This is a genomic window from Aeromonas allosaccharophila (assembly GCF_000819685.1).
In the GTDB taxonomy this organism is placed as follows: Bacteria; Pseudomonadota; Gammaproteobacteria; order Enterobacterales; family Aeromonadaceae; genus Aeromonas; species Aeromonas allosaccharophila.
Genome location: NZ_CDBR01000105.1, coordinates 22,946 through 47,629, shown reverse-complemented (window position 1 = coordinate 47,629; position 24,684 = coordinate 22,946). Strand labels below are relative to the sequence as shown.

Sequence of the window (24,684 nt, the reverse complement as noted above, 5' to 3'; positions counted from 1 at the left end):
CACATCACACCGGAGAGACGGTTTAACGAGGTGAGTGGATGATGTTTGTAAAACAGCGGTATGCGGGCGCCCTGCTCGCCGTCATTGCCGCATTCGGGTTGGCGGGGTGCGATGCCGCGCCGCAAGAGCAGGAGGCACCCGCCCCTCCTCAGGTGTCGGTGCTGACTCTGACTGGTCGGGAGCTGGTCATCAGCGAGGATCTGCCCGCCCGAGTGGCGGCACTGCGCAGCGCCGACATTCGCGCCCAGATCAGCGGCATCGTACAGCGCCGCCTGTTCGAGCAGGGTGCCGAGATCAGCGCAGGTACTGTGCTGTTCCAGATAAACCCGGCCCCCTTCAAGGCCGATGTCGACAGCGCTGCCGCCGCATTGCAACGGGCCGAGGCCGTGCTGGCCCGCACCCGCATCCAGATTGACCGCCTGAAGCCACTGCTGCGCACCGACGCCATCAGCCGCCAGACCTATGACGATGCGGTCTCCCAGCGGGATCAGGCGGCCGCCGATGTAGCCCAGGCCAAGGCGACCCTGGCCCGGCACCAGCTGAACCTGCAATTTGCCAGCGTGGAGGCCCCCATCGCCGGGCGCATCGATCAGGCGCTGGTGAGTGAAGGGGCCCTGGTGTCCCCCACCGATGCCACCCCCATGGCCCGGATCCAGCAGATCGATCAGGTCTACGTCGATGTGCGTCAACCGGCCTCGGTGCTGGAATCCCTGCGCCAGCAGGCTGGCTCAACGGCACCGGAACTGGCGGTGGAGATCCTCGGCAGCAATGGCACGCCGCTGGGGATGCAGGGGCGCATCCTCTTCTCCGGCATCGAGGTCGATGCCGGGACCGGCGACGTGCTGCTACGGGTGCTGGTGGACAATCCCGAGAGGCGGCTGTTGCCCGGCCTCTATGTGCAGGCGCGCATCCCCCGGGCCCGCTATGCCAAAGCCCTGACCGTGCCCCAGCAGGCGGTAGTTCGCACATCGGGTCAGACCAGCGTGTGGGTGGTGGATGGCCAGGGGCAGGCACAGCTGGTTTCGGTCAACACCGCTGAACTGGTGAATAGCCAGTACCGCATCGCATCCGGACTCAGTGCCGGGCAACAGGTGGTGATCGAAGGGATCGACCGTCTGACCCCGGGAGTTCAGGTCATTGCCTCCCCCTGGCAACCACCCGCTGTCAGCCAACCGGCTGACGGTGGCATTCGCTGAATCGGAGAGTTATCCATGCCGCAGTTTTTTATCCATCGCCCGGTGTTTGCCTGGGTGATCGCCCTGTTCATCGTGCTGGCAGGGGTCATCGCCATCCCAAAGCTCCCCATCTCCCGCTATCCCTCGGTGGCGCCGGTGTCGGTGACCCTCTATGCCACCTATCCGGGCGCCACGCCGCAGACCCTGAACGATGCGGTGGTGAGCCTTATCGAGCGCGAGCTGTCGGGAGTGAAGAACCTGCTCTACTTCGAGTCGTCGGTGGACGCCTCGGGTAGCGCGCAGATCACGGCCACCTTCAAGCCGGGCTCCGATCCGGAGCTTGCGCAGATGGATGTGCAAAACCGCATCAAGGCGGTCGAACCTCGCTTGCCACAAGCGGTGCGGCAAACCGGCCTGCAGGTGGAGTCCGCCTCATCCGGCTTTCTGATGATGGTCGGCATGACCTCACCGGATGGCCGCTTCGATGAGGTTGCCCTCAACGACTACATGGCACGCAATATTGTGCAGGAGCTGCGCCGCATCGACGGGGTGGGACGAGTGCAGCTGTTTGGCGCCGAGCAGGCCATGCGCATCTGGGTAGACCCGGCCAAACTCGCCGCATTCGGGCTGACCATCGGCGAGGTGGCGCAGGCCATCGAGCAGCAGAACATCCAGATTGCCCCGGGGCGCCTCGGTGACGAGCCCTCCCTGCCGGGGCAGCGCCTGACGATTCCCCTCACGGTTCAAGGGCAGCTGACAACCCCCGAGGCATTCGCCGCCATCGTGCTGCGAGCCGGTGGTGATGGCGCCAAGCTGGTGCTGGGTGATGTCGCCCGGGTCGAGCTGGGGGCGCAATCCTACGCCTTTTCCAACCGGGAGAACGGCGTGGCTGCCACCAGCGCCGCCATCCAGCTCTCCCCCGGCGCCAACGCCGTGCGTACCGCCGATGCGGTGCGCACTCGTCTCGCCCAGCTAGCCCCCACCCTGCCGGCGGGCATGGCCTATTCGATCCCCTTTGACTCGGCCCCCTTCGTCAAGGTCTCCATCGAAAAGGTGATCCATACCTTGCTGGAAGCCATGGTGCTAGTGTTTCTGGTGATGTTTCTCTTCCTGCAGAACCTGCGCTACACCCTGATCCCGGCCATCGTCGCCCCCATCGCTCTGCTTGGCACCTTCGCGGTGATGCTGCTGGCCGGTTTTTCGATCAACTCCCTCACCATGTTCGGCATGGTGCTGGCCATCGGCATCATTGTCGACGACGCCATCGTGGTGGTGGAGAACGTCGAGCGCCTGATGGCCACCCGGGGGCTGTCGCCCAGGGAGGCGACGTCGCAGGCCATGAAAGAGATCACCGGGGCGGTGATCGGCATCACCCTGGTACTCACGGCGGTGTTCCTCCCTATGGCGTTTGGCAGCGGCTCGGTGGGGGTCATCTACCAGCAGTTCACCCTGTCGATGGCGGTCTCGATCCTCATTTCGGCCTTCCTCGCCCTGACCCTGACGCCTGCGCTCTGCGCCACCTTGCTGCGTCCGGTCAGTCCGGATCATCATGAGAAGCACGGCTTTTTCGGTGCCTTCAACCGGGGTTTCGAGCGGTTCACGGCAGGCTACGGTGCGCGGGTAACCCGGCTGGTCGGGCGCAGCGGACGGATGATGGCAACCTTTGCCGCCCTCTGCGTCGTGCTGGCCATCACCGCCGCCCAGCTGCCCTCCTCTTTCCTGCCGGACGAGGATCAAGGTTACTTCATGACCTCCATCCAGCTACCGACCGGCGCCACCAGCGAGCGTACTCTTGAGGTGGTCAAGGCCTTCGAGGCTCACGTCGCCTCTCGCGAGGCGCTGGACACCAACCTGGTGGTGCAGGGCTTCAGCTTCTCCGGCGCAGGCCCCAATGCCGCCATGGCCTTCACCATGCTCAAAGATTGGGATCAGCGTCATGGCGCCACGGCAGCCGAAGAGGCAGAGCTGGCACAAGCGGCTATGGCAAACATTCCTGAAGGCACGGTAATGAGCCTGCTGCCGCCCGCCATCGACGAGCTGGGCACCGCCTCCGGCTTCACCCTGTTCCTGCAAGACAGAGCCAACCGGGGAGATGCCGCGCTGCTGGCCGCTCAGGCACAACTGCTGGAACTGGCCGCCAAAAGCCAGGTAGTCAGTGATGTGTATCCCGACAATCTGCCTCCCGGCGAGAGCATTCACCTCGAGATCAACCGACAGAAGGCCGAAGCCATGGGACTCTCGTTCGCCAGCGTAAGCAGTACCCTGTCGGCCGCAATGGGGTCGCTCTACGTCAACGACTTCCCCAACGGCGGGCACATGCAGCAGGTCATTCTGCAGGCCGACGCGTCGGCGCGCATGCAGCTCGATGACGTGCTCGGCCTGCGGGTGCGCAATGCCAGCGGCGGCATGGTGCCCCTGCGGGAGGTGGTGACACCGGAATGGCGCGAATCGCCGCAACAGATGATGCGCTTCGATGGCTTCCCTGCCGTGCGTATTGCCGGGGGAGCAGCGCCCGGCATCTCCAGCGGAGTGGCGATGGCAGAGATGGAGCGCCTGGTGGCGCAATTGCCGCCAGGCTTCGCATTGGCCTGGACGGGACAGTCGTTGCAAGAGCGCCAGTCGGCCGAGCAGGCCCCCCTGCTGATGCTGTTGTCGGCGCTGGTGGTCTTCCTGGTGCTGGCAGCACTCTATGAAAGCTGGTCGATCCCGCTCTCGGTGATGCTGGTGGTGCCGCTGGGCCTGCTCGGTGCCGTCGCGGCCGTAATGCTGCGCGGTATGCCCAACGACGTCTTCTTTAAAGTAGGCATGATCACCATCATCGGTCTGTCGGCCAAGAACGCCATCCTCATCGTGGAGTTTGCGCGCCAGTTGCACAGTGAAGGACGCTCGCTGCTTGATGCGGCTGTTACTGCTGCCCGCCTGCGCCTGCGCCCCATTCTGATGACCTCGCTGGCCTTCACCCTCGGAGTGGTGCCCTTGATGCTCGCCAGTGGCGCCAGCGCGGAGACCCAGCACGCCATCGGCACCGGCGTGTTTGGCGGCATGATCAGCGGCACCCTGCTGGCCATCTTCTTCGTACCGGTCTTTTTTGTCTTCGTCATCGGCACCCAGGCGCGCATTCAGACCTGGCGAGCACAGCACCGATCATGCTGACCGATGCGCAGGTTTGCTGGCCTTGGGGGGGCGATGATCATGCAGTGCATACCTGGCACCATTCTGCGTTCCTTCGAAGATGATAAGCGCGCCATGGTGCCGGGCCCGTGGTTCATGGCCGGTGCTGCGGGGCGACCCTATCGCGGGTTACCTCTCCGGGGTTTGTAACCAGCCCTCCATCGCCGGTTCATCCTTGGTCTTCTCCAAGATTGCGATCTGATATCTGGCACAGGGGAATTGCACCATCCCGGGTCAGTGCTGACCCAGCAGGAACCCGGCCTCAGCATCGCTCTGACGGCCGACTCCCTTGGCATCATCGACTGCATGCTGTCTGCCATCACCAGTCAAGGCTGGACACTCCTGGTGCTTGAACCGCTGGAGAGGCCCCCGCAAGGTTGATGACAACCAGGCTCTCATTCAGCACGCCATGAAATCGAAATCAATTTAAATGTTACTCAGAAATCGACACATCGCAATCACCTCAGACACATTGCAGATCTACTCTAATACTTTCTCTCTGATATTCAGCCTCAAGAGAAAATAAAATAAATCATAAAAAACAATGCCATGAACTCTTTTAGTTTAAAGGTAACTCTTTCTTTCGCATCCCATCCGCTGGTCATAAGGACACATTTTCTGTGATTTGAAACACAAACTTTGATCATCACAGGGGATAATCATTGCATTGGAAATCGATTTCAAGAAAATGAAGCCAGCATGATTTGTCTTGGCATCGATTGCATAACGTCAGTTTGAGTCTTGACGGTTCATCGCGGTGGATATTTTTCCCATTGATTGGAGTGGTCAGTATGAATGCAACAAAAAAAGGACTTTTAGCAACGTTGATCGCCGCAGCCTTGCTCGGCGGATGTGGCGGTGAAGAGAACATTTCTTCTAGCAACGGCAGTGAAACCCATCCGGGTGAAACGCCTCCTGGTGAAACACCTCCAGGCGGTGAAGATGGCGCATTGTTGCTGTTTGGTGTTGGAGCGAACGCAAAAGTCACCCCCAATATTCAGTCGGAGAAGGATAACTGGAACCTTCAACCAGTCACGGCTACTCCTGTCGCCATGACCAGCATCAGTGCGGTGCTCATCAACAATGCTGGTACCGATGACACCGCCGATGTGCAGGTAGCCGGTGACGGAGATGGCACCTTCATGCTCAAATCCGCCACCCCTCTGAACCTGAGCAAATACGCCTCCGGTTTCATCGAGTTCCAGCTGCGGACCAAGAGCAAGGTGCCGGAAGTGCTCAATGCCTCCATCGACAACGAGTATCCCAACCGCAGCAGTCTGCCCATTGCCAGCGCCCTGACCGGTTCCGGCGACTGGGAAACGCTCACGCTGCCCATCAACTGCATGAAGCCCTTCCCCGGTGCCACGGCCATCAACCTCGCCACTGTGGGCACACCGTTCCACCTGGCCACCAAGGAAGCCTTCAACTACGAAATCACCAACATCAAGTACCTGCTCACCACCTCGGCCAAGCCCGTTGTCGACCCGGTCACCTGTGAAGCGCCTGGCGGCGCTACCGACCCTGGTACAGACCCAGGCACCGATCCCGGTACCAATCCCGACACAGGCTCCGGCGTCAACAATGTCCCCGCGCTGGTGGCCACCGATGCCGCACTCTACTACTCCGGTGACAAGAGCCAGGCCCAAGACCGCAGCGCTGATTACCCGGCAGCCAGCTTCGGCGGCACCCTGACCGATGAAAACCAGGTCATCACCATGGACCTGCCAGGCAATGGCGCAGCTTTCCTCGGGACAGACAGCGCCAATGGGGATCTCTCCGCCTATCAGGACGGCGCCATGCTGCTCGACCTGAAAGTCTCCAGCTACGGTGACTCCCCCAACATCCAGATCCGCATGGACGGTACCGCAGGCCCGGACTTTGGCACCTTCTTCACCATGGACAGCAACATCGTGCCCGATGACGACACCTGGTACCGCTGCATCCTTCCCGTCGCTTCTCTCATTCCGGCAGCCAACACAGACTCGGTGCAAAAGGCGCTTTACCTGAGCGGGGCCTGGGACTCCATGGCCGGTCTGCGCTTCGCCTTCACCAACGTGGCCCTGAAAACAGCCATCCCGGCAGACTTTGACAGCAATCAGCCCTGCCAGCAGATCAAGTGATAACGCATTGAATCTTCGAGAAATCGATTGAAAATAATTTTCTACGGATTGGAGCAATAAGATGAAATTGAAGTCACTCGCCTTGTTTGTCGGGGCATGTTGCGGGCTGGCAGTGCCCGCAGTATCGAATGCCGCCGAGAGTTTTGGTTTCCACGGTTATATTCGTGCCGGCTCAATGTTTGACGCCAAGGACAACTTCGCCAAGGCGGGGTACGAATATGAGATGGACAAGACCATGGGGCGCCTGGGCTCAGAGCTGGACAACAGCTGGGAAGCGGGCCTGAACAAGTTGTGGGATCTGGGCGGCAACAAGTCGGTCAACATCCACTTCAAGGTGGAGTCCGATGCCGATGGCCTGCAAACCCGTGCAGCGCCTCGCGAAAGTGGTGTGTCAGAAACCTATGTGGAACTGGGTGGCATCACCCCGACCGGGACCATGTGGGGGGGCCTGCGCTATTACGACCGCGAGAACTACATCTGGACCACCGACTATTTCTACACGGACTACTCGGGGACCGGCGTCGGCATCAACGCCATGGAGATGGCGGGTGGCAAGTGGGACTTTGCCTATATCAACAGCAACGATACCAGCCACTCCGACCGCGCAAATGGCACTGAAGCCACCATGCACACCCTCCACACCGGCGCCCTCTACGGTGCCTGGGATATGGAGATCGCACTCAAGCAGATGCCCAGCAACGAGTTCACCGGCGACAACAAGCAATATGCGACCAAGGGGGCAGAAGGGACCGTCATCTATTCCCGCGACGACTTCTTCTTCATGCCGGGTGGCTTCTCCAAGTTTATCGCCCAAGCGGGGCGTGGACTGGGTTCCGGCGACTTGCTGGGGGCCAACTTGACCAATACTGCCATGTATCGCAAGGGCTCCCTGTATCAAAAGACCCTGCAGGACAAGGCTGATGGCTACAAACCCTACCAGTCCAAGGTGATGGAAGGAGATCAATCCTCCCGCCTCTTCCTCTGGGGTGGCTGGTATGGCGCCAATATTCATCTGCTGCCGACCCTCTCCTACCAGTACAACGACTACGAGCTGGGTGGCCATGACTCCTGGTATGCCGCATCTCTGCGCCCGGTATTCCCGATCAATGAGTTTTTCTCTATCCAAACCGAAATCGGTTATGTGAAAAACAATTTAACCATCGATAGCATCGATCGTGGAAGTACTTCGCACAAGGTCAGTATAGTGCCGACATTTACTGTCAATACAGGCATGGGGCCGTCACCAGAGATCCGAATTTTGACTACCTATGTTGATCACAATAACGAGACTCCTTGGCAAGAAGATCGGGAAGATTTGCTCGTCGGTGTACAAGCGGACATGTGGTGGTAAGTTAGGGCGGAAAACTGACTTGCATTATAATCTCGGGTCCCCTAGAGGGACCCTCATTGCACACGAGGAAACACGATGAAGGGAACCAAGCAGTATCTGCCTTTCCTGGTCAGTCTGCTGATGGCCGGGTGCGCCAGTACAGGCCCGGAGCATCCGCCAAGATCGGCAGCCTCCGACTTGCAGCAGCAGCTTCAACATGACCGAGAACAATTGTCGGGCAAAATGGCGATCGAGGCATTCAAGGATCTTCGCTTCCAGCCCTTCGGGCAGGAAAGCCGTTGGGTAAATGTGGGCACTGACAGCCCAGTTTATGCATTCGATTCGGGCAAAAGCTATGTGATGGCATTCTCATTGCCCGCTTTCCCCCAGGCTGCCCGCGTCAAAGTAACAATCCCGATCGACTATACCATTTTTCTGCCCAGCATCCTGTTACTGGACGAGAATCACAACGCCGTTCAAACCATTCCCAGCTCCACTTTCAGTTATAACGGCCGTTCATTAATTTCAGGACAGAACATCCAGGGAGAATTTACAATTCCGGCCCCCATCGGCAGCGTCCGAGCTGCCTATATGGTGATCTATTCTACTACGCTGGATATGCAAGGCAGCACCAGGCTCAATCCAGACGATCTCCAGCGCGCAATGCAATATGATCGCGCCACGGATGTTGCCCGCCTCATCAATGTGGAAGTGCCCCATTCGGCCACCGGACGATTATATTTGGCACTGGACGCAGAGGCTGCTGTAAATGCGACACCGAACGCAAAAACCATATCGCCCGTGATGATCACAGCAGATAAAGCGCTAGGTGAACTGGATTATTATCAACATATTCGCACTGCGGTTGTGAGCAAAAACTACGAGCAGGCTCTCGCCTGGGTCAAGGCCGCCGAACAGGCCGGTTTTACCAAAGCAAGGGAGGTTTTTTTTGCCGCCCAGCAGTAGTGGGCCCCTCAATCTGAGGCGAAGCATCATTGCTTGTCACCACCAAGGGAAAGGGTTATTCTAAGCCTCTGATTTATTGAGAATATATTCTTGTAATATTGGTTATAGCCAAGGGTTTTCACAGTCGAGTACGGAGGGCGGATGTCGAAGTCAGCTCAGGAGAAAAAAGCCACTGTCTATGATATCGCCAGACGAGCCGGTGTCTCGGCAAGCACTGTATCCCGGATATTAAACGGCTCGGCCAAAGTGGCCGCAGATAAACGCCAAGCGGTTGAAGATGCAATTCAGGAATTGAATTTTCGTCCCAACCTTATGGCACAATATCTGAAAACGGGTCAATCCATGACCCTTGGGGTATTGACTCAACATGTAGAGAGTCCATTTTCCAACGAAATGTTGCGTGGTGTTGAACATACCCTTCAGGGCATGGAGTATGTGCCGCTGATTGTCAGCGGTCACTGGAATGCGGAAGAAGAAGTCGAAAGGTTGCGCCTGCTGGTAGCTCGTCGGGTCGATGGTCTTATTATTTTGACCGGCCACGTAAATCAACAAACGCTGCTCGAGTTTTCACAGCAAATACCCATTGTTGCCACTGGCCACAATATCATGACCGAGCGGGTACATTCCTTCAGCATCAATAATCGGCTGGGTGGCTACATGGCAACTCGCTATTTATTGGATCTGGGTCATCATGACATCGCCCACATTGTCGGCTTACCGGATCAAAACGATGCCATCGAACGTCATCATGGTTATCGCCAGGCCTTAGTCAGCGCGGGAATCGAATATGATCCATCCTTGGTCATCCAAGGGGATTTCGCCGAGGCTGGTGGCCTCAATGCAGTGAAGAAACTGGTGCAGAGTGGCCGGAAATTCTCAGCCATATTCTGCGCCAACGATCAGACCTGCTACGGGGCTATTTTGGGGCTCAAGCAGTGCGGCTTAAGGGTACCAGAGGATGTTTCACTCATTGGTTTTGATGACCTGCCATTCTCTACCTATTCCAACCCGCCATTGACCACGGTACGCCAGCCCATCTACGAGATGGGGGTCAAAATGGTCAAGACTCTGTTGGGTTTGATCGAGGGCACGGAACCAAACTCAGATGAACTGCCCGAATTGAGCATTGTGGTGCGTGATACTACACTGCCGTACAAAGGGTGAATGTCGACTGGGGGTTGTTCCCTGCGCAACATCCGCTCAAAGCGGCCTTCGGGCCGTTTTTCTTTTGTCAGCCGCCTGTCCAGCGAGCGACTTGTCCTTGTCGCATCTTCCACCTTGTCTCTCTGACGTAGCACAGACACCACGTACCTCTTCTACCGACCCCTCAATCCGGCTGGCTCCATAAAACCAGCCAGAGCCTGGCAATGACAACCCGATGACATCTGCCTACAAACCGGCCCTGATGGAAAAAGGCGCCTGAAGGCGCCTTGGAGAGTCTGCTGATCGCAGCGGGGGATTGCCCTGTGGGCGTGGCCACCGTCAAGGCGCAGCGAAGGGAGACTCCGTCCCGATAGCTGTGCTGGTTGCCAGCGTGGGAAGATGCTCGTCCGCCTCACAGAGACGGGCTCTTTTTGCCGTCTTCTGGGGAAGATACCAGCTTGCCAACCCCTGCTGGATGCGCGCGGCGGCCGCTTCCGGCGTCATGGTGCCAAGCACCACGGATTGCGATACCTCTGCGAGTTCGGTAGTGAACGATGGCTCCCCCCTAGTGAGGAACTGAGCCCCCAGACGCAGGGTAGAGTCACAGGTATCACGCCAGCCCATCATGGTGCTCGCCACCGGATCCTTGAGCTCGAAGAAGTGATTGGAAAGGGAAAAGAAACCCGGTACCGAGTTGGAGAAGCTCTCGGCAAAGTCCGCACTCGCCATCCACTCCACCAGTTTCAGGGCAGCCTCCTTGTTGGGGCTGGCTGCATTGATGCCGATCCCCATGTCAGTGTGATCGGTGAAGTAGCAGGTGTCACCCTCCTGCGCGACGGGGGGCGGGAAGGCGCCAAAATTGACCTTGCCGGTAAACTGGGCCAAGGACCAGGAGCCCGCCACTATCATGGCGGCCTTACCGGACGCAAAGGCATCCACCGCCTGAGCCTCGGTTGTATCGGCCGGATGGTCCCCTATGTAAGGCCGCCAGCTAGCCAGCTCACGAAACGTCGCCATATAAGGGGCATCGGTCACTCGCGCCTGGCCGTTGATCAACGCTAGGCGTCCATCTTCCCCATGCCAGTTGTTGGGGCCGATATTCTGGTAGCCAAGCTCGGAGACCACCCAACTGTCGTGGGCCGCCAGCGCAAGCGGCAGATAGCGGCCATCCTGCTTAACCTTCTCCAGCACGGCGAAGAAGTCAGCACGGGTTCGGGGTGGCGTCAGCCCCAGGGTTTTAAAGATGTCGACATTGAAGTAGAACCCCTGAATCACGGAGGCGATGGGCAGGCAGAAGGTCTGGGCCCCAGAGTCGGTCTGCCAAGCGGCCTTGGCAAAGCTCGGAAAGTTCTCCATCCCGGGCAAGTCCGTCAGATCCAGCAAATACCCCTGCTGGAACAGTCGCAGGGACTGATCGTAGGGACGGCAAGTGATGAGATCCCCCGCCTTTCCCGCCACCAGCCGCTCGGCAAGTCCCTGATCGTAATCGGCCGAACGCTGCGGTTGCAGCTTAAGGGTGATCTCGGGATGGAGCGCCTGAAAACGGGGCAGAAAATGCTCCTTCCACAGCTGCTCGTCATCCACGCGCCAGGTTTCCAGCACCAGCTCTTGGGACACCGCCGCCGCACTCAACCCCCAGACCAGCAGGGCACTCACTGATTTCCACATCACCTCTCTCCTACACCTTGAAACGGGCCACCAGACTCTGTTGCTGGCTGGCCAGCCCCGACAACACCTCACCACTGCTCGCCGATACCCGGGAGGCCTGCTCGGTCTCGTGAGCCACGTCGGCGATGGCCGCCACGTGCTGGGCCACTCCCTGACTCACCGAAATCTGCTCGGCAGCGGCATAAGCCATGTGATCCGCAATCTCCTTGATTGCCTCCATACGCGAGGCAATCCGCGTGAGGGCACTCTCAACATCCCGAGTCTGCTGCACACTCAGCTCAGTCTGCTCATGGCTCTGGGCCATCACGTTCGCCACATCGCGGGCGCATCCCTGCAGGTTATCGATCATCACTTGGATCTCCTGAGTCGCCCCTTGTGAATGGGTAGCCAGCGCCCGCACCTCCTCGGCCACCACGGCAAAACCCCGCCCGGCCTCCCCGGCACGGGCCGCTTCGATGGCCGCATTGAGGGCCAACAGGTTGGTCTGTTCAGCCATGCCACGGATCACCTCAAGAATATTGCCAATGTTGTTGCTGTAGCCTTCGAGCTTGCGGGTGATAGCCATGGCCCCAGCGATGCCGGTCGCCAGCTGTTCGATGCCATCCCGGTTGGCCTGCATCAGATCGCGTCCGCGCCGGCTCTCGTCATTGGCTTCACCCACCTCCCGACGAACATGATCGCTCGAGCGAGCTACTTCGGTGGCACTGGTTTCCAACTCGAAGATGGCGGCCGCCACCTGATCGGTCTGGGCCTTCTGCTCCTGCACCTGCGACATCACCTGCTCGCCGATCTCCGCGGTTTTACGCGTCTCGTTCACCAGGTGCTCAGACCCGGTCTGGACCTCCATCAAGAGCACCTTAGTGTGGTGGGCCAGCTGGTCGATGGAGTTCGCCACCTCACCAAGCTCGTTCCTGGCTGGGTAGCGAACTCGCAGCGTCATGTCCCCTTGTGCCATCAGACCGAGGACCCGATTGATCCGCACCAGCGGCACCTGGATGCTGCGGGCCGTACTCCAGGCAACAATGAGGGCGATGAGCACGGAACACAGGACCACCATCACGATCCAAGTGCGGGCGCTGTCAACCGCGACGTCGGCACTCAGCCTGTCCTCCTGCATGCTCTGGTTACTGATGGCGATAAGCCTGTCCAGGACCTCCCCCAGTTGCTGGCTCTGCGCCTCCTGCTGTTCACGCAAGCCATGGAGTTGCTGACTGATTTGCTGGTGGCGCACCAGGGTGGCGATCAGCCCCTTGTCGCCAAATACCAGCTGGGGGATGCTCGCTACATGTCGGGTGAACCTGGCCTTGACGTCGTCGGGGACAACAATCCGCTCCAGACGCTGGTTAGCAATGTCGATGTCTTTGGCCAGCACCACCTGCAGCGCCACCAGATCCGTGTTGCCGTCGGCACGCAGGATCAGCTTGAGATCCCGTGCCATACCGCTGGTGATGAGCTCCGCCTTGTTCTGCAAAGAGCGCCGCCCCGCCGTGTAACGCACCAGCAGCTCCGCCGCCGAACGGTAGTTGTCATCCAGGTGCAGCAGCTCGCTCCGCATCCGTGAGAGCACCCGCTCCAGCTCGACCGACTCTTCGTGCAGGCTCATCAACTGCTCAGAGATGGTAAACAGCCGGGGGGCCTGGTCGGTGACCCGGGCGAGTTGCCGCTCACTCTCGGTATCGAGTGTCAAGGCCGCGAATGCCTTGATGTGCTGCTCATAGCGGACCTTGTCATGGGCAACACGTTGACGGGACTCGGGGAACGTCGACATCTCCCGGATGGCGAGATGCGCCAGGCTGTCCCTGTCAGCCATCAGCAACGCGGCGCGCAGCAGGCTTGCGGTCAGGGCCTGAGGCGTCGCCTCCTCGGTCACCTGCTGGAAACGACCGTGAATGGAGGTCGTCTTCAGGTAACTGATGGCCCCGAGCAATAGCAACAGGACCAGCAGCAGCGTAAAGCCCAATCTGATCCGCTGTACGATCGACATCCTTTTCTCCCACCTCTCCCTCCGCATCGGTGCGGAGCCGGTTATCAAGGCACCAGGAGCCCGACAGGCATCCTGGTGCATCTGGCTGACGGCTTATCGACTCAACCTGCCCTGGCAATCGAGCCTGACAACTTCCCCTAAGGCCCCCAGCAGAGAAGCCGGTACCCAGCGTACGGTCGCCATGTCGATGCGCGCCTGTCCACTGGTGCCCAGGATGAAGGGGGTATTGACCTTCGCGAAGTCCATGCCCTCTTCGAGGCAGCGCAGGGGCAGACTCAGGGTCACCCACTTCTGCGGGGGCAACTGGCGCAAGGCCGGAGCAATCTCGATGGACTTGCCGCAGGGCCAGCCACACTGCAGCCCCAGCGTCATGTCCCCCGCTGGTGCCTGCTGCACCCGCAGCGTCACCTGCAGCTCGCTTTCGCCCTTCAGGTAGGTGCGACGATCCGCACCCTTGACCTGGGTGGTCTGCAACTGGATCGTGGCCCCGGAGTCGACACCCGGCTTGTCCGCCCCGAGGAAGGTGACCGCTCGCGCATCCTGCTGGCGCAGGTAGTCGATGGGCTGAACCTTGATGAAGGTCATCTCGGTCACGCTGTTGCCGGAGACTTCAGTCCCCGTCCAGTTGCTGGCATCCCCCATGCGCAGACGGTGTTCTTCACCCGCCTTTGGCCCGAACAGCTCGAGCACCTTGTCAGCGGCGCTCAGTTTGGCGGGGTCGCTCTCGTTGCAGCCGAAGGTTCGTTTATCCAGGGTCAGGGTATTGAGGTTGCTGACCCGGGCCGCCACAGGGGAAGGCTTGCCGTAGCTGAGCCCGTAGCCATAGGGGAAGAGCGGTGCGTACTCACCCGCTGGATCCTGCTCGAAGGTTGGGCGCTGCCAGCCCGGGATATGGGTGGGCGTGCGATTGATGGTGGTGGCGCACTTGCTGAAGGGCCACGAGAAGGAGAGGCGTCCCTGGAAGTCATGGGCCACCTTGCCCTTAGCATCCTTGAACAGCAGATCGGTGATCCCCTCCCCCTCGGTGCCCGGCAACCAAGCGGCGACAAAGGCGGAAGAGAGATTGATCTCCTCATTGACGTAGAGCGGACGTCCGGAGAAAAGCACGGTCACCACGGGGATGCCGGCCGCCTTCAGTCGCTTGAGGGTCAACAGATCCTCGTGATAGCTGCTCTTGAGATCCCCATAGGCAAGGGTCTTGTTGTCAGGAATATCGCCGAACCACTCGGCATAGGGATCTTCCCCCATGACCAGGATGGCGACATCGGGCTTGGCTCCCGCAAGCTCACCGGATCCCGTGCTCACCTGCACATGATCCGCACCGACGGTGGCGGTCACCGCATCCAGTACGCTCTGGGCACCGGGGAAATCACTGCGCCCGTTCTCGCTGCCTTGCCAGGTCAGGCTCCAGCCCCCCACCTGCTTGCCCAGATCGTTGGCGGCGCTCCCAGCCACCAGCACCCGGCTCTGCCGGCTCAGGGGCAGGATCCTGTCCTCGTTCTTGAGCAGCACCAGCGACTTGCGTACCGCCTCCCGGGCCAGCGCCTTGTGCGTCACGGCACCAAGTTCACCCTGTTTGCCCGCCAGCTCACGGGCCGACGGCATGGGTTTCTCCCACAGCCCGGCCCGCATCTTGACCCGCAGGATACGCGTCACGGCATCGTCGATCCGGCTTATCGGGATCTGCCGGCTCGCCACGCCATCGAGCAGGCTCTGGCGAAACTCCATCCAGTCCTTGCGCGCCGTGACCATGAAGATGTCGACCCCGGCCAGCACCGCAGGCAGGCAGCTCCCCATAGTGCAACCGGCGATCTCGCTGTGACCGTTCCAATCAGAGACGACAAGGCCATCAAAGCCCATCTTGCCCTTGAGCACGTCGGTCAGCAGATAGCGGCTGCCGTGCAGCTTGCCGTTGTACTCCACCCCGTCTTCTGGCAGCACGTCGCGGTTGAGCTCGTTGTGCCAGCTGTTGAACGAAGCCATGACCACTTGGGCACCGGCATCCAGCCCCGAGAAGTAGCCCACCGCGTGCAGGTTGCGCAGGTCCTCTTCCGAATAGAAGTTCTGACCCCGGTCGACCCCGTTCAGGGTACCGCCGTCCCCCACGAAGTGTTTCACGTTCGAGATGACATGGCGCTGGCCGCGCAGATCCGTCGCGGAACCTTGCAGGCCACGCACCATCTCGCCAGCATAGTGATAGACGATGGCGGGATCTTCGGAATAGCCCTCATAGGTCCGGCCCCAGCGATCATCTCTGGGCACCGCCACCGTCGGGGCGAAGATCCAGTCCAGCCCGGTGGCGGCCACTTCCCGCGCCGTCACCTGGCCGATACGGTAGATGAGCCCCGGATCCCGCGCCGCCCCAAGGCCGATGTTGTGCGGGAACAGGGTCGCCGCGAAGACGTTGTTGTGGCCGTGCACCGCATCGGTCGCCCACATGAAGGGAATGCGATAGCCCCTGCCCTCAAAGCCCGCTTCCGCCGCTTGCCAGTAAGTGTCGGCCTGGCGTGCCCAGTCCGCTGCTGAGGCGTGTTTGTTGTTGCCTGGCCAACCGCCGCCCCCGTTGAGGACGGAACCAATCTTGTAGCGAGTAACCTCCTCTGGGGTCACTTCACGAAAGTCGGGCTGGATCATCTGGCCGACCTTCTCCTCCAGGGTCATCCGGGAGAGCAGGGACTGGATCTGGCGCTCCATCCCATCGTCCTTGGCAATGGCGCTGTGGGTCTGCGGCCAAGTGGCAAAATAGGGCATGGTCGACAGCTCATCCGCCATCCCGGCACTCCAGATGCCGCACCCCACGAATAGGCAGGTCATAGACCTGGTGAGACCTGTAGTTTTACGCATTTTCCTTATGACTCTCCGGATATTCTCATTCATCGCCTGGCGCATCGATCATGGGGATCCGCCTTGAAAAACAGCTTAGACATGAAATCGATTGCAGAAATATTTAATGGTAAACAGAAATCTCTTCACCATTCCAGCAGTATCTTTGCCCTGCCACGGTAAAAATCCCACCGAGAGAGTAAATAGTGATGTAGCTCACAAAGATCAGACTGTTTCGCGCCAGCAAAATATCCAGGAGGGGATGGAGCACACGGAAAAGCACTCGGAGATAAAAAACAATAAAATCATAAAGATAAAATATACTCATCATCTCATGCCACTGCATATTTTACCGAGAACGGCACCCGTTTTGTTAAACTGGCGGGAAATAAAGAGAGGATGATAAGGATTCAATAGAATTCAAATCACGTAGATCTACATATCAATAAACGAAAATTTGTAGCCCACATCACAGTTCATAAAGGCAAACTTGATTTGCCACAAACTTTACTATTACCTAATTCATGAAATCGATTTCCACTCAAGGATTGTATGTAAGTCTTGACAGTGAAATGCGGGTAGCAGGATGACTCGGTCATTTTCAGCGCGAGTGCGAAAATCGACGCCATTATTTCCGTCTGTGATCAAAGGGGTAACAATGAAAATATCTCGGCTTAGTGCCCTGACGCTTGCCATGTCTTGCGTCATTGGCTTGCATGGCTGTTCCCTGCCCAGCGCAGGGGCATCAGGCTCCGGTGCCTCCTCGGCATCTGCCGGACCAGTGGGTGAATTGCTAACCAACGGGGGCTTCCAGGGAACCGATGGCTGGTGGACGGCTGGGGGCACCCTGAACGCCGAGAACCAGATGGGCTGTATCACCTTCACCGAGTCGGGATCCAATCCCTGGGATGTCATCCTGGGCCAGTCCAACCTCGGCCTGGTTCAGGGGCAAACCTACAAGCTCCATTTCACTGCCATGGCCAAGAGCGACATCAACGTCAAGGCCCTGATCCAGCATGATGGCGCCCCCTACACCAACCATATGGTGCAGGACCTCGCCCTCAGCAGCACACCCAAACCTTTCGACATCCAGTTCACGCCCTCCTCCACGGACGAGAAGACCCAGTTTCAACTCCAGATGGGCACCCAGACACCGACCACCGTCTGCATCGGTGAAGCAACGCTCTCGGGTCCATCCCTGGTCAAGAAATCTGATCTGGCCAGCGTGCGCGTCAACCAAGTCGGCTACCTGAGCAAGGCATTGAAACGTGCGACCATCGCCACCGACAGTAAGGACTCGCTCCCCTGGACCCTGCGCAATGCCCAGGGTGAGGCCATCGCCGAAGGCAAGACCACACCCTTTGGCCTGAATGCCGCATCCGGCGAGAACGTACAGATTGCCGACTTCAGTCAGGTCACCACCCCGGGCACCGGCCTGGTACTGGAGGTCGCCGGCCAGAAGAGTCATCCATTCAGCATCGGCGATGACATCTATCACACCATGAAATTCGATGCCCTCTCCTTCTTCTATCAGCAGCGTAGCGGCATCGACATCGAGGCCAAATATGTCCAGCGCCCCGATCTCGCTCGCCCGGCAGGACACAAGCCCGAGAAAGTGACCTGCTTCAACAAACAGGATGCCAAGGGCAACCAGTGGCCAGGTTGTGACTTCACGCTGGATGTGACCGGCGGCTGGTACGACGCTGGCGATCAGGGCAAGTACGTGGTCAACGGCGGCATCTCGGTATGGACCTTGATGAACCTCTATGAGCGAGAGCAACTGGCGCAAGAGGGTGACAAGAGCGCCTTTGCCGACGGCAAGGCTAAAATCCCGGAACAGCACAACGGCCACAACGATCTGCTGGACGAATCCCGCTGGATGATGGAGTTCTTCCTCGCCATGCAGGTACCCGAAGGCAAGAAGGCCTGGGTACCGGTAGGAGATCAGTCCAAGCAGCTCGACAGTCTAAAACTGACCGAGATCGATGCCTCAGGCATGGTCTTCCACAAGGTCGCCGATGAAGCCTGGACCGGGATGCCGCTCCCGCCCCACAAGGATCCACAGCCCCGTTTCCTGAGCCACCCCAGCACGGCTGCGACCCTGAACCTGGCTGCCACCGCCGCCCAGTCTGCTCGCGTATGGAAAGATCTGGATCCGGCCTTCGCACAGCGCAGCCTGCAGGCAGCCGAACGAGCCTGGAAGGCGGCCAACCGCCATCCGGACATCTATGCCTATGACAACTTTGTGGGATCCGGTCCCTATGATGACACCAACCTGAAGGACGAATTCTACTGGGCTGCCGCCGAGCTATTTGCCACCACCGGCAAAGCCGAGTACAAGCAGGCCGTCCAGCAGTCCCCTCTCTATCTGGCCGCCCCCAAGGGGGATCGCAGCGCAAGCGGTGATCTCTACTGGCAGGATCTCAGCAGCGCAGGGACCATCACGCTGGCCATGGTGCCTAACAAACTGGGCAAACAGGAAGTGGAGAAGGCGCGCGCCGCTATCATCGCCGCAGCTGACGGCTACCAAAAGAGCGTGGCGACAGAGGGTTACCTTATCCCCTATCAGGCTACCGAATACCCCTGGGGCTCCAACTCCAACCTGATGAACCGCAGCATCTTCCTCGGGTTGGCCCATGACTTCACGGGGGAGCGCAAATACCTGCAGGCCATGTCCGATGCCATGGACTATGTGCTGGGCCGCAACCCCCTCGACCAGTCCTATGTCTCCGGCTACGGCAGTCGCCCTCTGAAAAATCCGCATCACCGGTTCTGGGCACATCCAGTCGATCCCGCGTCTCCCCTGGTTCCCCCTGGAGTGATGTCTGGAGGCCCCAACTCCATTAATTTCAGTGATCCAGTTGCCTCTACCATGAAAGGGAAGTGCACCGGCCAAACCTGCTGGAAAGACGAGATTGGCGCATGGACCCTGAACGAAGTCACTGTCAACTGGAATGCCCCCTTCTTCTGGGCCGTCAGCGTGCTGGATGAAGGCGGATTAACCCGTTAAGTGCGCTCCCGATGCTCCGTCACCATGGCGGAGCATTTTCCCCTCCCGACCTTGTCCCTATGCAGATATCGGGCCTGTGTCTATCTTTTTCCCAATTTCCCATCAATGCAAACGCCACAGGGCGAATAGATAAGTGGCCCCACAAACTCTTGCGTCCCGCCCTTATCCACAGCCTTTACGACAAAGTTATGCCTCCTGAGTGTTTCTCATCCACCTTTGGGCGCTGCTGATTTTCTACCGTTATACCGTGCCATTAGGCCTGCTGACGCAATACGGCAGCCGCTCAGAGCAATCTCTCCTGCGGTGCAATACAGCGCTACATGCATGTAGATGAGCCCGTGCCAGTACCTGAAGTCGATACTGTCATCATCCCTTCTGGCTTACGGCAAGGTTAGGTCAACGCCTCCATCGGAGCAGGGTTTTGCCCTGGGTCTGTGAGCTTCTGCAATGAAATCTTGCAACCATCCCACATCTGAACAACATGCTCCAGAAAAGGCCCCTAGGCCATGACGGGACCTGCCATCAGGGCGGAGTAACAATCAGCAGAGCGCGGTAAAGCACAGGACATCATGGAGGCGGGTATCTGTTGGGGCTTTCAACATCAATGCACCGCGGGAAGAGTACGCTCTGCATCTTGTGGGGCCTGCCCAGCAGGTGTTGGGTTGGCATAAAAAACCAACAGGCATGAAATCGATATTTCAAAAGAAAAGCCCAATAACAACTAGATTCAACCAATCAGCATAAAAACAAAAACACTTTATTTTCAAAGCATTTAACGTCATTTGCGCGCACAAACACAACCCAGCAAGTGATCGGCATCACAATTACAAAAGCTCAAGCATGAAATCGATTTCCCAAATTATTAGGTCGATCTATAGTGAGTTCAATTTAATAACTGAGGAATGATCATGAAAAAAATCATGCTGTGCTGCTCTGCCGGGATGTCCACCAGCCTGCTGGTGAAAAAAATGCTGGTAGAAGCCGAAAAACGGGGCCTGGCTGCCGAGATCAAGGCTTTTGGCGCATCAGAGTTCGATGATCAGATGCCGCTCTACCAGGTGGTCTTGCTAGGGCCACAGATCAAGTACATGCAACCTGAATTACAAGCCAAGGCAGCCGTTCATGGTGTCAAGGTACAACCCATCGACATGATGGATTACGGCATGCAGCGCGGTGACAAGGTGTTGGATTACGCCCTGTCCCTGATTGGTTAAGCGTGCTCACAAGGAAGGACACACACAATGAGTTCACTCTATGGGATGCTGGTCAAGTTGATCGAACAACGGATCGGCCCATTGGCAGGAAAACTGGGCCAGCAACGCTATGTTCTGGCCATCCGTGACGGCTTCATTGCCGCGCTGCCGTTCATGATCGTCGGCAGCTTTATGCTAGTCTTCATCTTCCCCCCCATCTCCAGCGAAACCACCTGGGGCTTTGCCAGAGCTTGGCTAGATTTTTCCAACACCTATCGTGCCGAACTCATGTTGCCCTTCAACATGAGCATGGGACTGATGACGGTCTTCATCTCGGTGGGCGTCGCATCCAGCCTGGCCAAGCAATACTCCCTGGACCCCATCACCACGGGCCTGCTCTCCCTGATGTCGTTCATGCTGGTGGCGGCGCAATATAAAGACGGCACCATCTCCACCCAGTATTTCTCCGGTCAGGGCATCTTTACCGCTCTCATTTGTGCCATCTATTCGACCGAGGTCTACGCCTGGCTCAAGCGCAACAACATCACCATCCGTCTGCCCGAGCAGGTCCCGATGGGGGTGGCGCGCTCCTTCGAGGTACTGATCCCGGTCCTGGCGATCATCCTGACCTTACACCCCTTCAACATGCTGCTGCAGGAAACCACAGGCATGATCCTGCCCGAGGCGATCATGGCCATGCTCAAACCGCTAGTGGCGGCTTCAGACAGCCTGCCTGCCGTCTTGCTGGCGGTGCTGTTGTGCCAGATCCTATGGTTTGCCGGCATCCACGGCACCATGATCGTCACCGGCATCATGAACCCCTTCTGGATGGCAAACCTGGCCAGCAACCAGGCCGCACTAGCCGCAGGTCAGGCCATTCCTCACACCTTCCTGCCCGGTTTCTGGGATCACTTCCTGTTCATCGGCGGCGTGGGATCCACCTTGCCACTGGCATTCCTGCTGATGCGCAGCCGTGCCGTGCACCTGCGCACCATAGGACGAATGGGCGTGGTCCCCGGGTTCTTTAACATCAACGAACCGATCCTGTTTGGTGCCCCCATCATCATGAACCCGGTCTTCTTCCTGCCCTTCATCCTGGTGCCGGTGATCAACGCCATCCTGGCCTGGTTTGCCGTGGATCTGGGTCTGGTTGAGAAGGTCGTGATGCTGACCGCATGGACCACGCCGGCCCCCATCGGCGCCTCCTGGGCGACCAACTGGGCCTTCAGTCCGGTCATCATGTGCTTCATCTGCATGGGGATCTCCGCCCTGATGTATTACCCCTTCGTGCGGGCTTACGAACGTACCCTGCTCAAGCAGGAAGCCGAGACGGCTGAAGCGGAAGAAGCCGCCAGATCAGAAAAAGCAGACACAATCACACCGATTCAGAGTCAGGCGTAAGCACCCGGCGTGCGGGCGCCACGCCGCCTGCACGCCGGTCATCAAGAGGAAACTGCAATGCAATATACATTCCCCGAAGGCTTCTGGTGGGGTAGCGCCTCGTCGGCCGCACAATCGGAAGGGGCTGCCAACGTGGGCGGCAAGGCACCGACCATCTGGGATCACTGGTTCGAGACGGAGCCACATCGTTTCCACGGTCAGGTAGGCCCAGCCAACACCTCCACCTTCTACGATCGTTATCGTGAAGACATCGCATTGATGGAAGAGATTGGCCACAACAGCTTCCGCACATCCATCTCCTGGGCCCGGTTGCTGCCGGATGGCCACACCGTCAACCAGGAGGCCGCCGACTTCTACAACAAGGTTATCGATGAGCTGCTGGCCAAGGGGATCAAACCCTTCATCGGCCTGTTCCACTTCGACATGCCGATGTACTGGCAGGAGCAGGGGGGCTGGGAGAGCCGCGAAACCGTGGCGGCTTATGCCGAGTACGCAGAGCTCTGCTTCAAACTGTTCGGTGATCGCGTAGCCTGCTGGATGACCTTCAATGAACCAGTGGTGGTGGTGGAAGGTGGTTATCTGTATGACTTCCATTACCCGAACCAGATGGACTTCAGACGGGCAGCCCAGGTGGCTTATCACATGATGCTGGCCCACAGCCTGGCGGTGAAGCGTTATCGAACACTATCCCTGCCCGGCCAGATCGGCATTGTCCTGAACCTGACCCCCTCATATCCGCGCTCTTCAAACCCGGCGGACTTGAAGGCCTCGTTCATTGCTGACCTGTTCTTCAACCGCGCCTTCCTCGATCCTGCGGTGAAGGGAGTTTATCCCCAGGAGCTGATCGATATCCTGCGCGAACACGATCAGATGCCCGTGGTGCAAAGCGGCGACTGCGAACTGCTGGCCGCCGGCAAGATCGATTTGCTCGGCATCAACTATTACCAGCCGCGGCGAGTGAAGGCACGCATGACGGCCATCAACCCGGACTCCCCTTTCCTGCCTGACTGGTTCTTCGAGAATTACGAGATGCCAGGCCGCAAAATGAACCCTTATCGTGGCTGGGAAATATATGAGCGCGGTATTTATGACATATTGATCAACCTACGCGACAACTATGGAAATATTCCAAGCTATATCTCCGAAAATGGCATGGGTGTCGAAGGGGAACACAGATTCATTGGTGAAGATGGTCAGGTAAAAGACGACTATCGTATCGACTTCATTCGTGGCCACCTCCAGTGGATTCATACCGCCATTGCTGAAGGAAGTAATTGCCGTGGTTATCACCTGTGGACCTTTATTGACAACTGGTCCTGGATGAATGCCTACAAGAACCGCTATGGATTCATCAGCCTTGATTTGGAAAGCCAGCAGCGCACCGTCAAGAAAAGTGGTGAATGGTTCGCCAACGTCTCTCGTAATAATGGATTTTAAGGAGTCATAAATGATGGATCTTGAAGAAGCAGTCATGGGCATCATCGTCAATGCCGGTCAATCTCGCAGTCTCTGTTTCGAAGCCCTGCGTCAGGCTCGTGCTGGCCAGTTCAGCGAAGCGGATGCCTTGCTGCTCCAGGCCACCGACGCAGGGAAGGCTGCCCATGCCGTACAAACCAAACTGATTGAAGCCGATGAGGGCGAAGGCAAGACCAAGATGACACTGGTCATGGTACATGCTCAGGATCACCTGATGACCTCCATTCTGTGCCGCGAACTGGCCACCGAACTGGTCGAGATCTATCGCCGCCAAGCAAGCTGATTTTAACTCATCGGATCGGGAGTCCGTGCTTTTGCCACCGTTATATACGGTGGCTTTTTTATTCTGGTTATACCAACCAGCCGTCATGTATTTCATACCTTTTCAGGCAATTTCAAAAATATGAAACTGTCATGACGCGATACCAGTATAAGTTTCAATATATGTTTATGGCTATTCTTATGCTGCTTGTAGTCATCAATAAAACACTCATTAATAAACACACAGGAATGTGGATAATATGCGTAAACTTGGACTGATGTCAGTATTGCTGATGGCGGGAGGATTATATTCCACTCAGGCATCGGCATGGTGGTGGAGCAATCAGGATTGGCAGGTCTCTGATGGTTGGCGTAATGGAGGGTCAGAATTCGACTGCACCTGGCGCGCCGCCAACGTCTGGATGGAGTCCGGCATGGCCATCCTCCATGCGAAATCCGACAAAGGAAACAAGAGCTGCGCTGAGCTGCGAACCTACAACTACACCCGCAAGGGTCGTTATGAGGTGCAGATGCAGGCAGGATCGGTGCCCGGCACCATCAGCTCCTTCTTTACCTATACCGGAGATGCAGGCACCAGCTCTCACTATGAAGTCGACATCGAGCTGATGGGGGGCACCAACCTGCTCCATACCAACGTCTGGATCCAGGGGAGTCAGTATCCTCAAGACATCGATTTAGGCAAGTACGGCATGTCAATCTGGAATATGGAGCGCTACGCCTTTAATATCGATGCAGCGGGTGTCACTTGGCAGGTGTTCAGCCGCACCCAGAACAAATGGGTGAGCGTGCGCCGAGAGAGCCGCCCCGTCACCAGTTGGATGCAGGTTTTTGTGAACAACTGGATCAGCGCCAATCCCAGCTTCCCACCAAGTACCTACAACAGCCAACCTGTCTACGCCAAATACAAGTACGTCAACGTAACTCCATGGGAATGATAGTAGG

Annotated in this window: 16 protein-coding genes; 12 read left to right on the top strand and 4 right to left on the bottom strand. The window is 58.2% G+C overall.

The features are described from left to right. Positions 1-38 precede the first annotated feature (38 nt). Positions 39-1,196 (top strand): efflux RND transporter periplasmic adaptor subunit, encoded by a 1,158-nt coding sequence (locus BN1115_RS18755; protein WP_042658352.1) that lies wholly within the window; start codon positions 39-41, stop codon positions 1,194-1,196. 15 nt (positions 1,197-1,211) lie between these two features. Further along, positions 1,212-4,328, top strand: coding sequence for a multidrug efflux RND transporter permease subunit (locus tag BN1115_RS18750; RefSeq protein WP_042658351.1), 3,117 nt, complete (start codon positions 1,212-1,214; stop codon positions 4,326-4,328). A gap of 664 nt (positions 4,329-4,992) precedes the next feature. On the opposite strand, the gene BN1115_RS22460 is transcribed toward BN1115_RS18750, so the two are convergent. Continuing rightward, positions 4,993-5,334, bottom strand: coding sequence for a hypothetical protein (locus BN1115_RS22460; protein WP_128821658.1), 342 nt, complete (start codon positions 5,332-5,334; stop codon positions 4,993-4,995). Between BN1115_RS22460 and BN1115_RS18745 the strand changes: the two genes are divergently transcribed. The 4 genes from BN1115_RS18745 to BN1115_RS18730 all read left to right on the top strand — a co-directional run bounded on the left by BN1115_RS18745 (position 5,297) and on the right by BN1115_RS18730 (position 9,926). Further along, entirely contained in the window at positions 5,297-6,466 is a 1,170-nt protein-coding gene (locus BN1115_RS18745) for a putative glycoside hydrolase (protein ID WP_279615290.1), read from the top strand. The genes BN1115_RS22460 and BN1115_RS18745 overlap by 38 nt on opposite strands. Before the next feature lie 61 nt (positions 6,467-6,527). Further along, positions 6,528-7,817 (top strand): carbohydrate porin, encoded by a 1,290-nt coding sequence (locus tag BN1115_RS18740; RefSeq protein WP_042658349.1) that lies wholly within the window; start codon positions 6,528-6,530, stop codon positions 7,815-7,817. A gap of 75 nt (positions 7,818-7,892) precedes the next feature. Next, on the top strand, positions 7,893-8,762 hold the full coding sequence (locus BN1115_RS18735) for a MalM family protein (RefSeq protein WP_042658348.1): 870 nt from the start codon (positions 7,893-7,895) through the stop codon (positions 8,760-8,762). 141 nt (positions 8,763-8,903) lie between these two features. Next, positions 8,904-9,926 carry a LacI family DNA-binding transcriptional regulator gene (locus BN1115_RS18730; protein ID WP_042084009.1) on the top strand — a complete coding sequence of 341 codons (1,023 nt, stop codon included), beginning with the start codon at positions 8,904-8,906 and terminating at the stop codon, positions 9,924-9,926. Between the two features lie 318 nt (positions 9,927-10,244). On the opposite strand, the gene BN1115_RS18725 is transcribed toward BN1115_RS18730, so the two are convergent. From BN1115_RS18725 to BN1115_RS18715, 3 genes are all read right to left on the bottom strand, one after another. Continuing rightward, positions 10,245-11,573, bottom strand: a complete 1,329-nt coding sequence (locus tag BN1115_RS18725) for an ABC transporter substrate-binding protein (protein ID WP_042658347.1) — start codon at positions 11,571-11,573, stop codon at positions 10,245-10,247. Positions 11,574-11,583: 10 nt separating this feature from the next. Further along, the gene (locus BN1115_RS18720) at positions 11,584-13,557 is read right to left on the bottom strand and encodes a methyl-accepting chemotaxis protein (RefSeq protein WP_167335570.1); all 1,974 of its coding nucleotides are present in this window, start codon (positions 13,555-13,557) and stop codon (positions 11,584-11,586) included. Between the two features lie 93 nt (positions 13,558-13,650). Then, a complete protein-coding gene (locus BN1115_RS18715) occupies positions 13,651-16,371 on the bottom strand; it encodes a glycoside hydrolase family 3 protein (protein ID WP_042658345.1) in 2,721 nt (906 codons plus the stop codon). A gap of 667 nt (positions 16,372-17,038) precedes the next feature. Here BN1115_RS18715 and BN1115_RS18705 point away from each other — a divergent pair. The 6 genes from BN1115_RS18705 to BN1115_RS21290 all read left to right on the top strand — a co-directional run bounded on the left by BN1115_RS18705 (position 17,039) and on the right by BN1115_RS21290 (position 24,677). Continuing rightward, positions 17,039-19,390: a glycoside hydrolase family 9 protein gene (locus BN1115_RS18705; protein WP_244152298.1), complete on the top strand. Its 2,352-nt coding sequence runs from the start codon at positions 17,039-17,041 to the stop codon at positions 19,388-19,390. 908 nt (positions 19,391-20,298) lie between these two features. Then, positions 20,299-20,604, top strand: a complete 306-nt coding sequence (locus BN1115_RS18700; RefSeq protein WP_042658343.1) for a PTS sugar transporter subunit IIB — start codon at positions 20,299-20,301, stop codon at positions 20,602-20,604. Positions 20,605-20,631: 27 nt separating this feature from the next. Continuing rightward, positions 20,632-21,984, top strand: coding sequence for a PTS sugar transporter subunit IIC (locus tag BN1115_RS18695; RefSeq protein WP_042658342.1), 1,353 nt, complete (start codon positions 20,632-20,634; stop codon positions 21,982-21,984). Positions 21,985-22,041: 57 nt separating this feature from the next. After that, positions 22,042-23,421 carry a glycoside hydrolase family 1 protein gene (locus BN1115_RS18690; protein WP_042658341.1) on the top strand — a complete coding sequence of 460 codons (1,380 nt, stop codon included), beginning with the start codon at positions 22,042-22,044 and terminating at the stop codon, positions 23,419-23,421. A gap of 10 nt (positions 23,422-23,431) precedes the next feature. Then, positions 23,432-23,743 carry a PTS lactose/cellobiose transporter subunit IIA gene (locus tag BN1115_RS18685; protein WP_010673336.1) on the top strand — a complete coding sequence of 104 codons (312 nt, stop codon included), beginning with the start codon at positions 23,432-23,434 and terminating at the stop codon, positions 23,741-23,743. A gap of 238 nt (positions 23,744-23,981) precedes the next feature. Continuing rightward, positions 23,982-24,677, top strand: a complete 696-nt coding sequence (locus tag BN1115_RS21290; protein ID WP_082034897.1) for a family 16 glycosylhydrolase — start codon at positions 23,982-23,984, stop codon at positions 24,675-24,677. The last annotated feature ends 7 nt before the right edge of the window (positions 24,678-24,684 follow it).

Coding starts and splice junctions, on each gene's coding strand:
- BN1115_RS18715 (WP_042658345.1), bottom strand. CDS start 16,371: ATGACCTGCCTATTCGTGGGGTGCGGCATCTGGAGTGCCGGGATGGCG.
- BN1115_RS21290 (WP_082034897.1), top strand. CDS start 23,982: ATGCGTAAACTTGGACTGATGTCAGTATTGCTGATGGCGGGAGGATTA.
- BN1115_RS18705 (WP_244152298.1), top strand. CDS start 17,039: ATGAAAATATCTCGGCTTAGTGCCCTGACGCTTGCCATGTCTTGCGTC.
- BN1115_RS18690 (WP_042658341.1), top strand. CDS start 22,042: ATGCAATATACATTCCCCGAAGGCTTCTGGTGGGGTAGCGCCTCGTCG.
- BN1115_RS18720 (WP_167335570.1), bottom strand. CDS start 13,557: ATGTCGATCGTACAGCGGATCAGATTGGGCTTTACGCTGCTGCTGGTC.
- BN1115_RS18730 (WP_042084009.1), top strand. CDS start 8,904: ATGTCGAAGTCAGCTCAGGAGAAAAAAGCCACTGTCTATGATATCGCC.
- BN1115_RS18725 (WP_042658347.1), bottom strand. CDS start 11,573: ATGTGGAAATCAGTGAGTGCCCTGCTGGTCTGGGGGTTGAGTGCGGCG.
- BN1115_RS18735 (WP_042658348.1), top strand. CDS start 7,893: ATGAAGGGAACCAAGCAGTATCTGCCTTTCCTGGTCAGTCTGCTGATG.
- BN1115_RS18700 (WP_042658343.1), top strand. CDS start 20,299: ATGAAAAAAATCATGCTGTGCTGCTCTGCCGGGATGTCCACCAGCCTG.
- BN1115_RS18695 (WP_042658342.1), top strand. CDS start 20,632: ATGAGTTCACTCTATGGGATGCTGGTCAAGTTGATCGAACAACGGATC.
- BN1115_RS18740 (WP_042658349.1), top strand. CDS start 6,528: ATGAAATTGAAGTCACTCGCCTTGTTTGTCGGGGCATGTTGCGGGCTG.
- BN1115_RS18755 (WP_042658352.1), top strand. CDS start 39: ATGATGTTTGTAAAACAGCGGTATGCGGGCGCCCTGCTCGCCGTCATT.
- BN1115_RS18750 (WP_042658351.1), top strand. CDS start 1,212: ATGCCGCAGTTTTTTATCCATCGCCCGGTGTTTGCCTGGGTGATCGCC.
- BN1115_RS18685 (WP_010673336.1), top strand. CDS start 23,432: ATGATGGATCTTGAAGAAGCAGTCATGGGCATCATCGTCAATGCCGGT.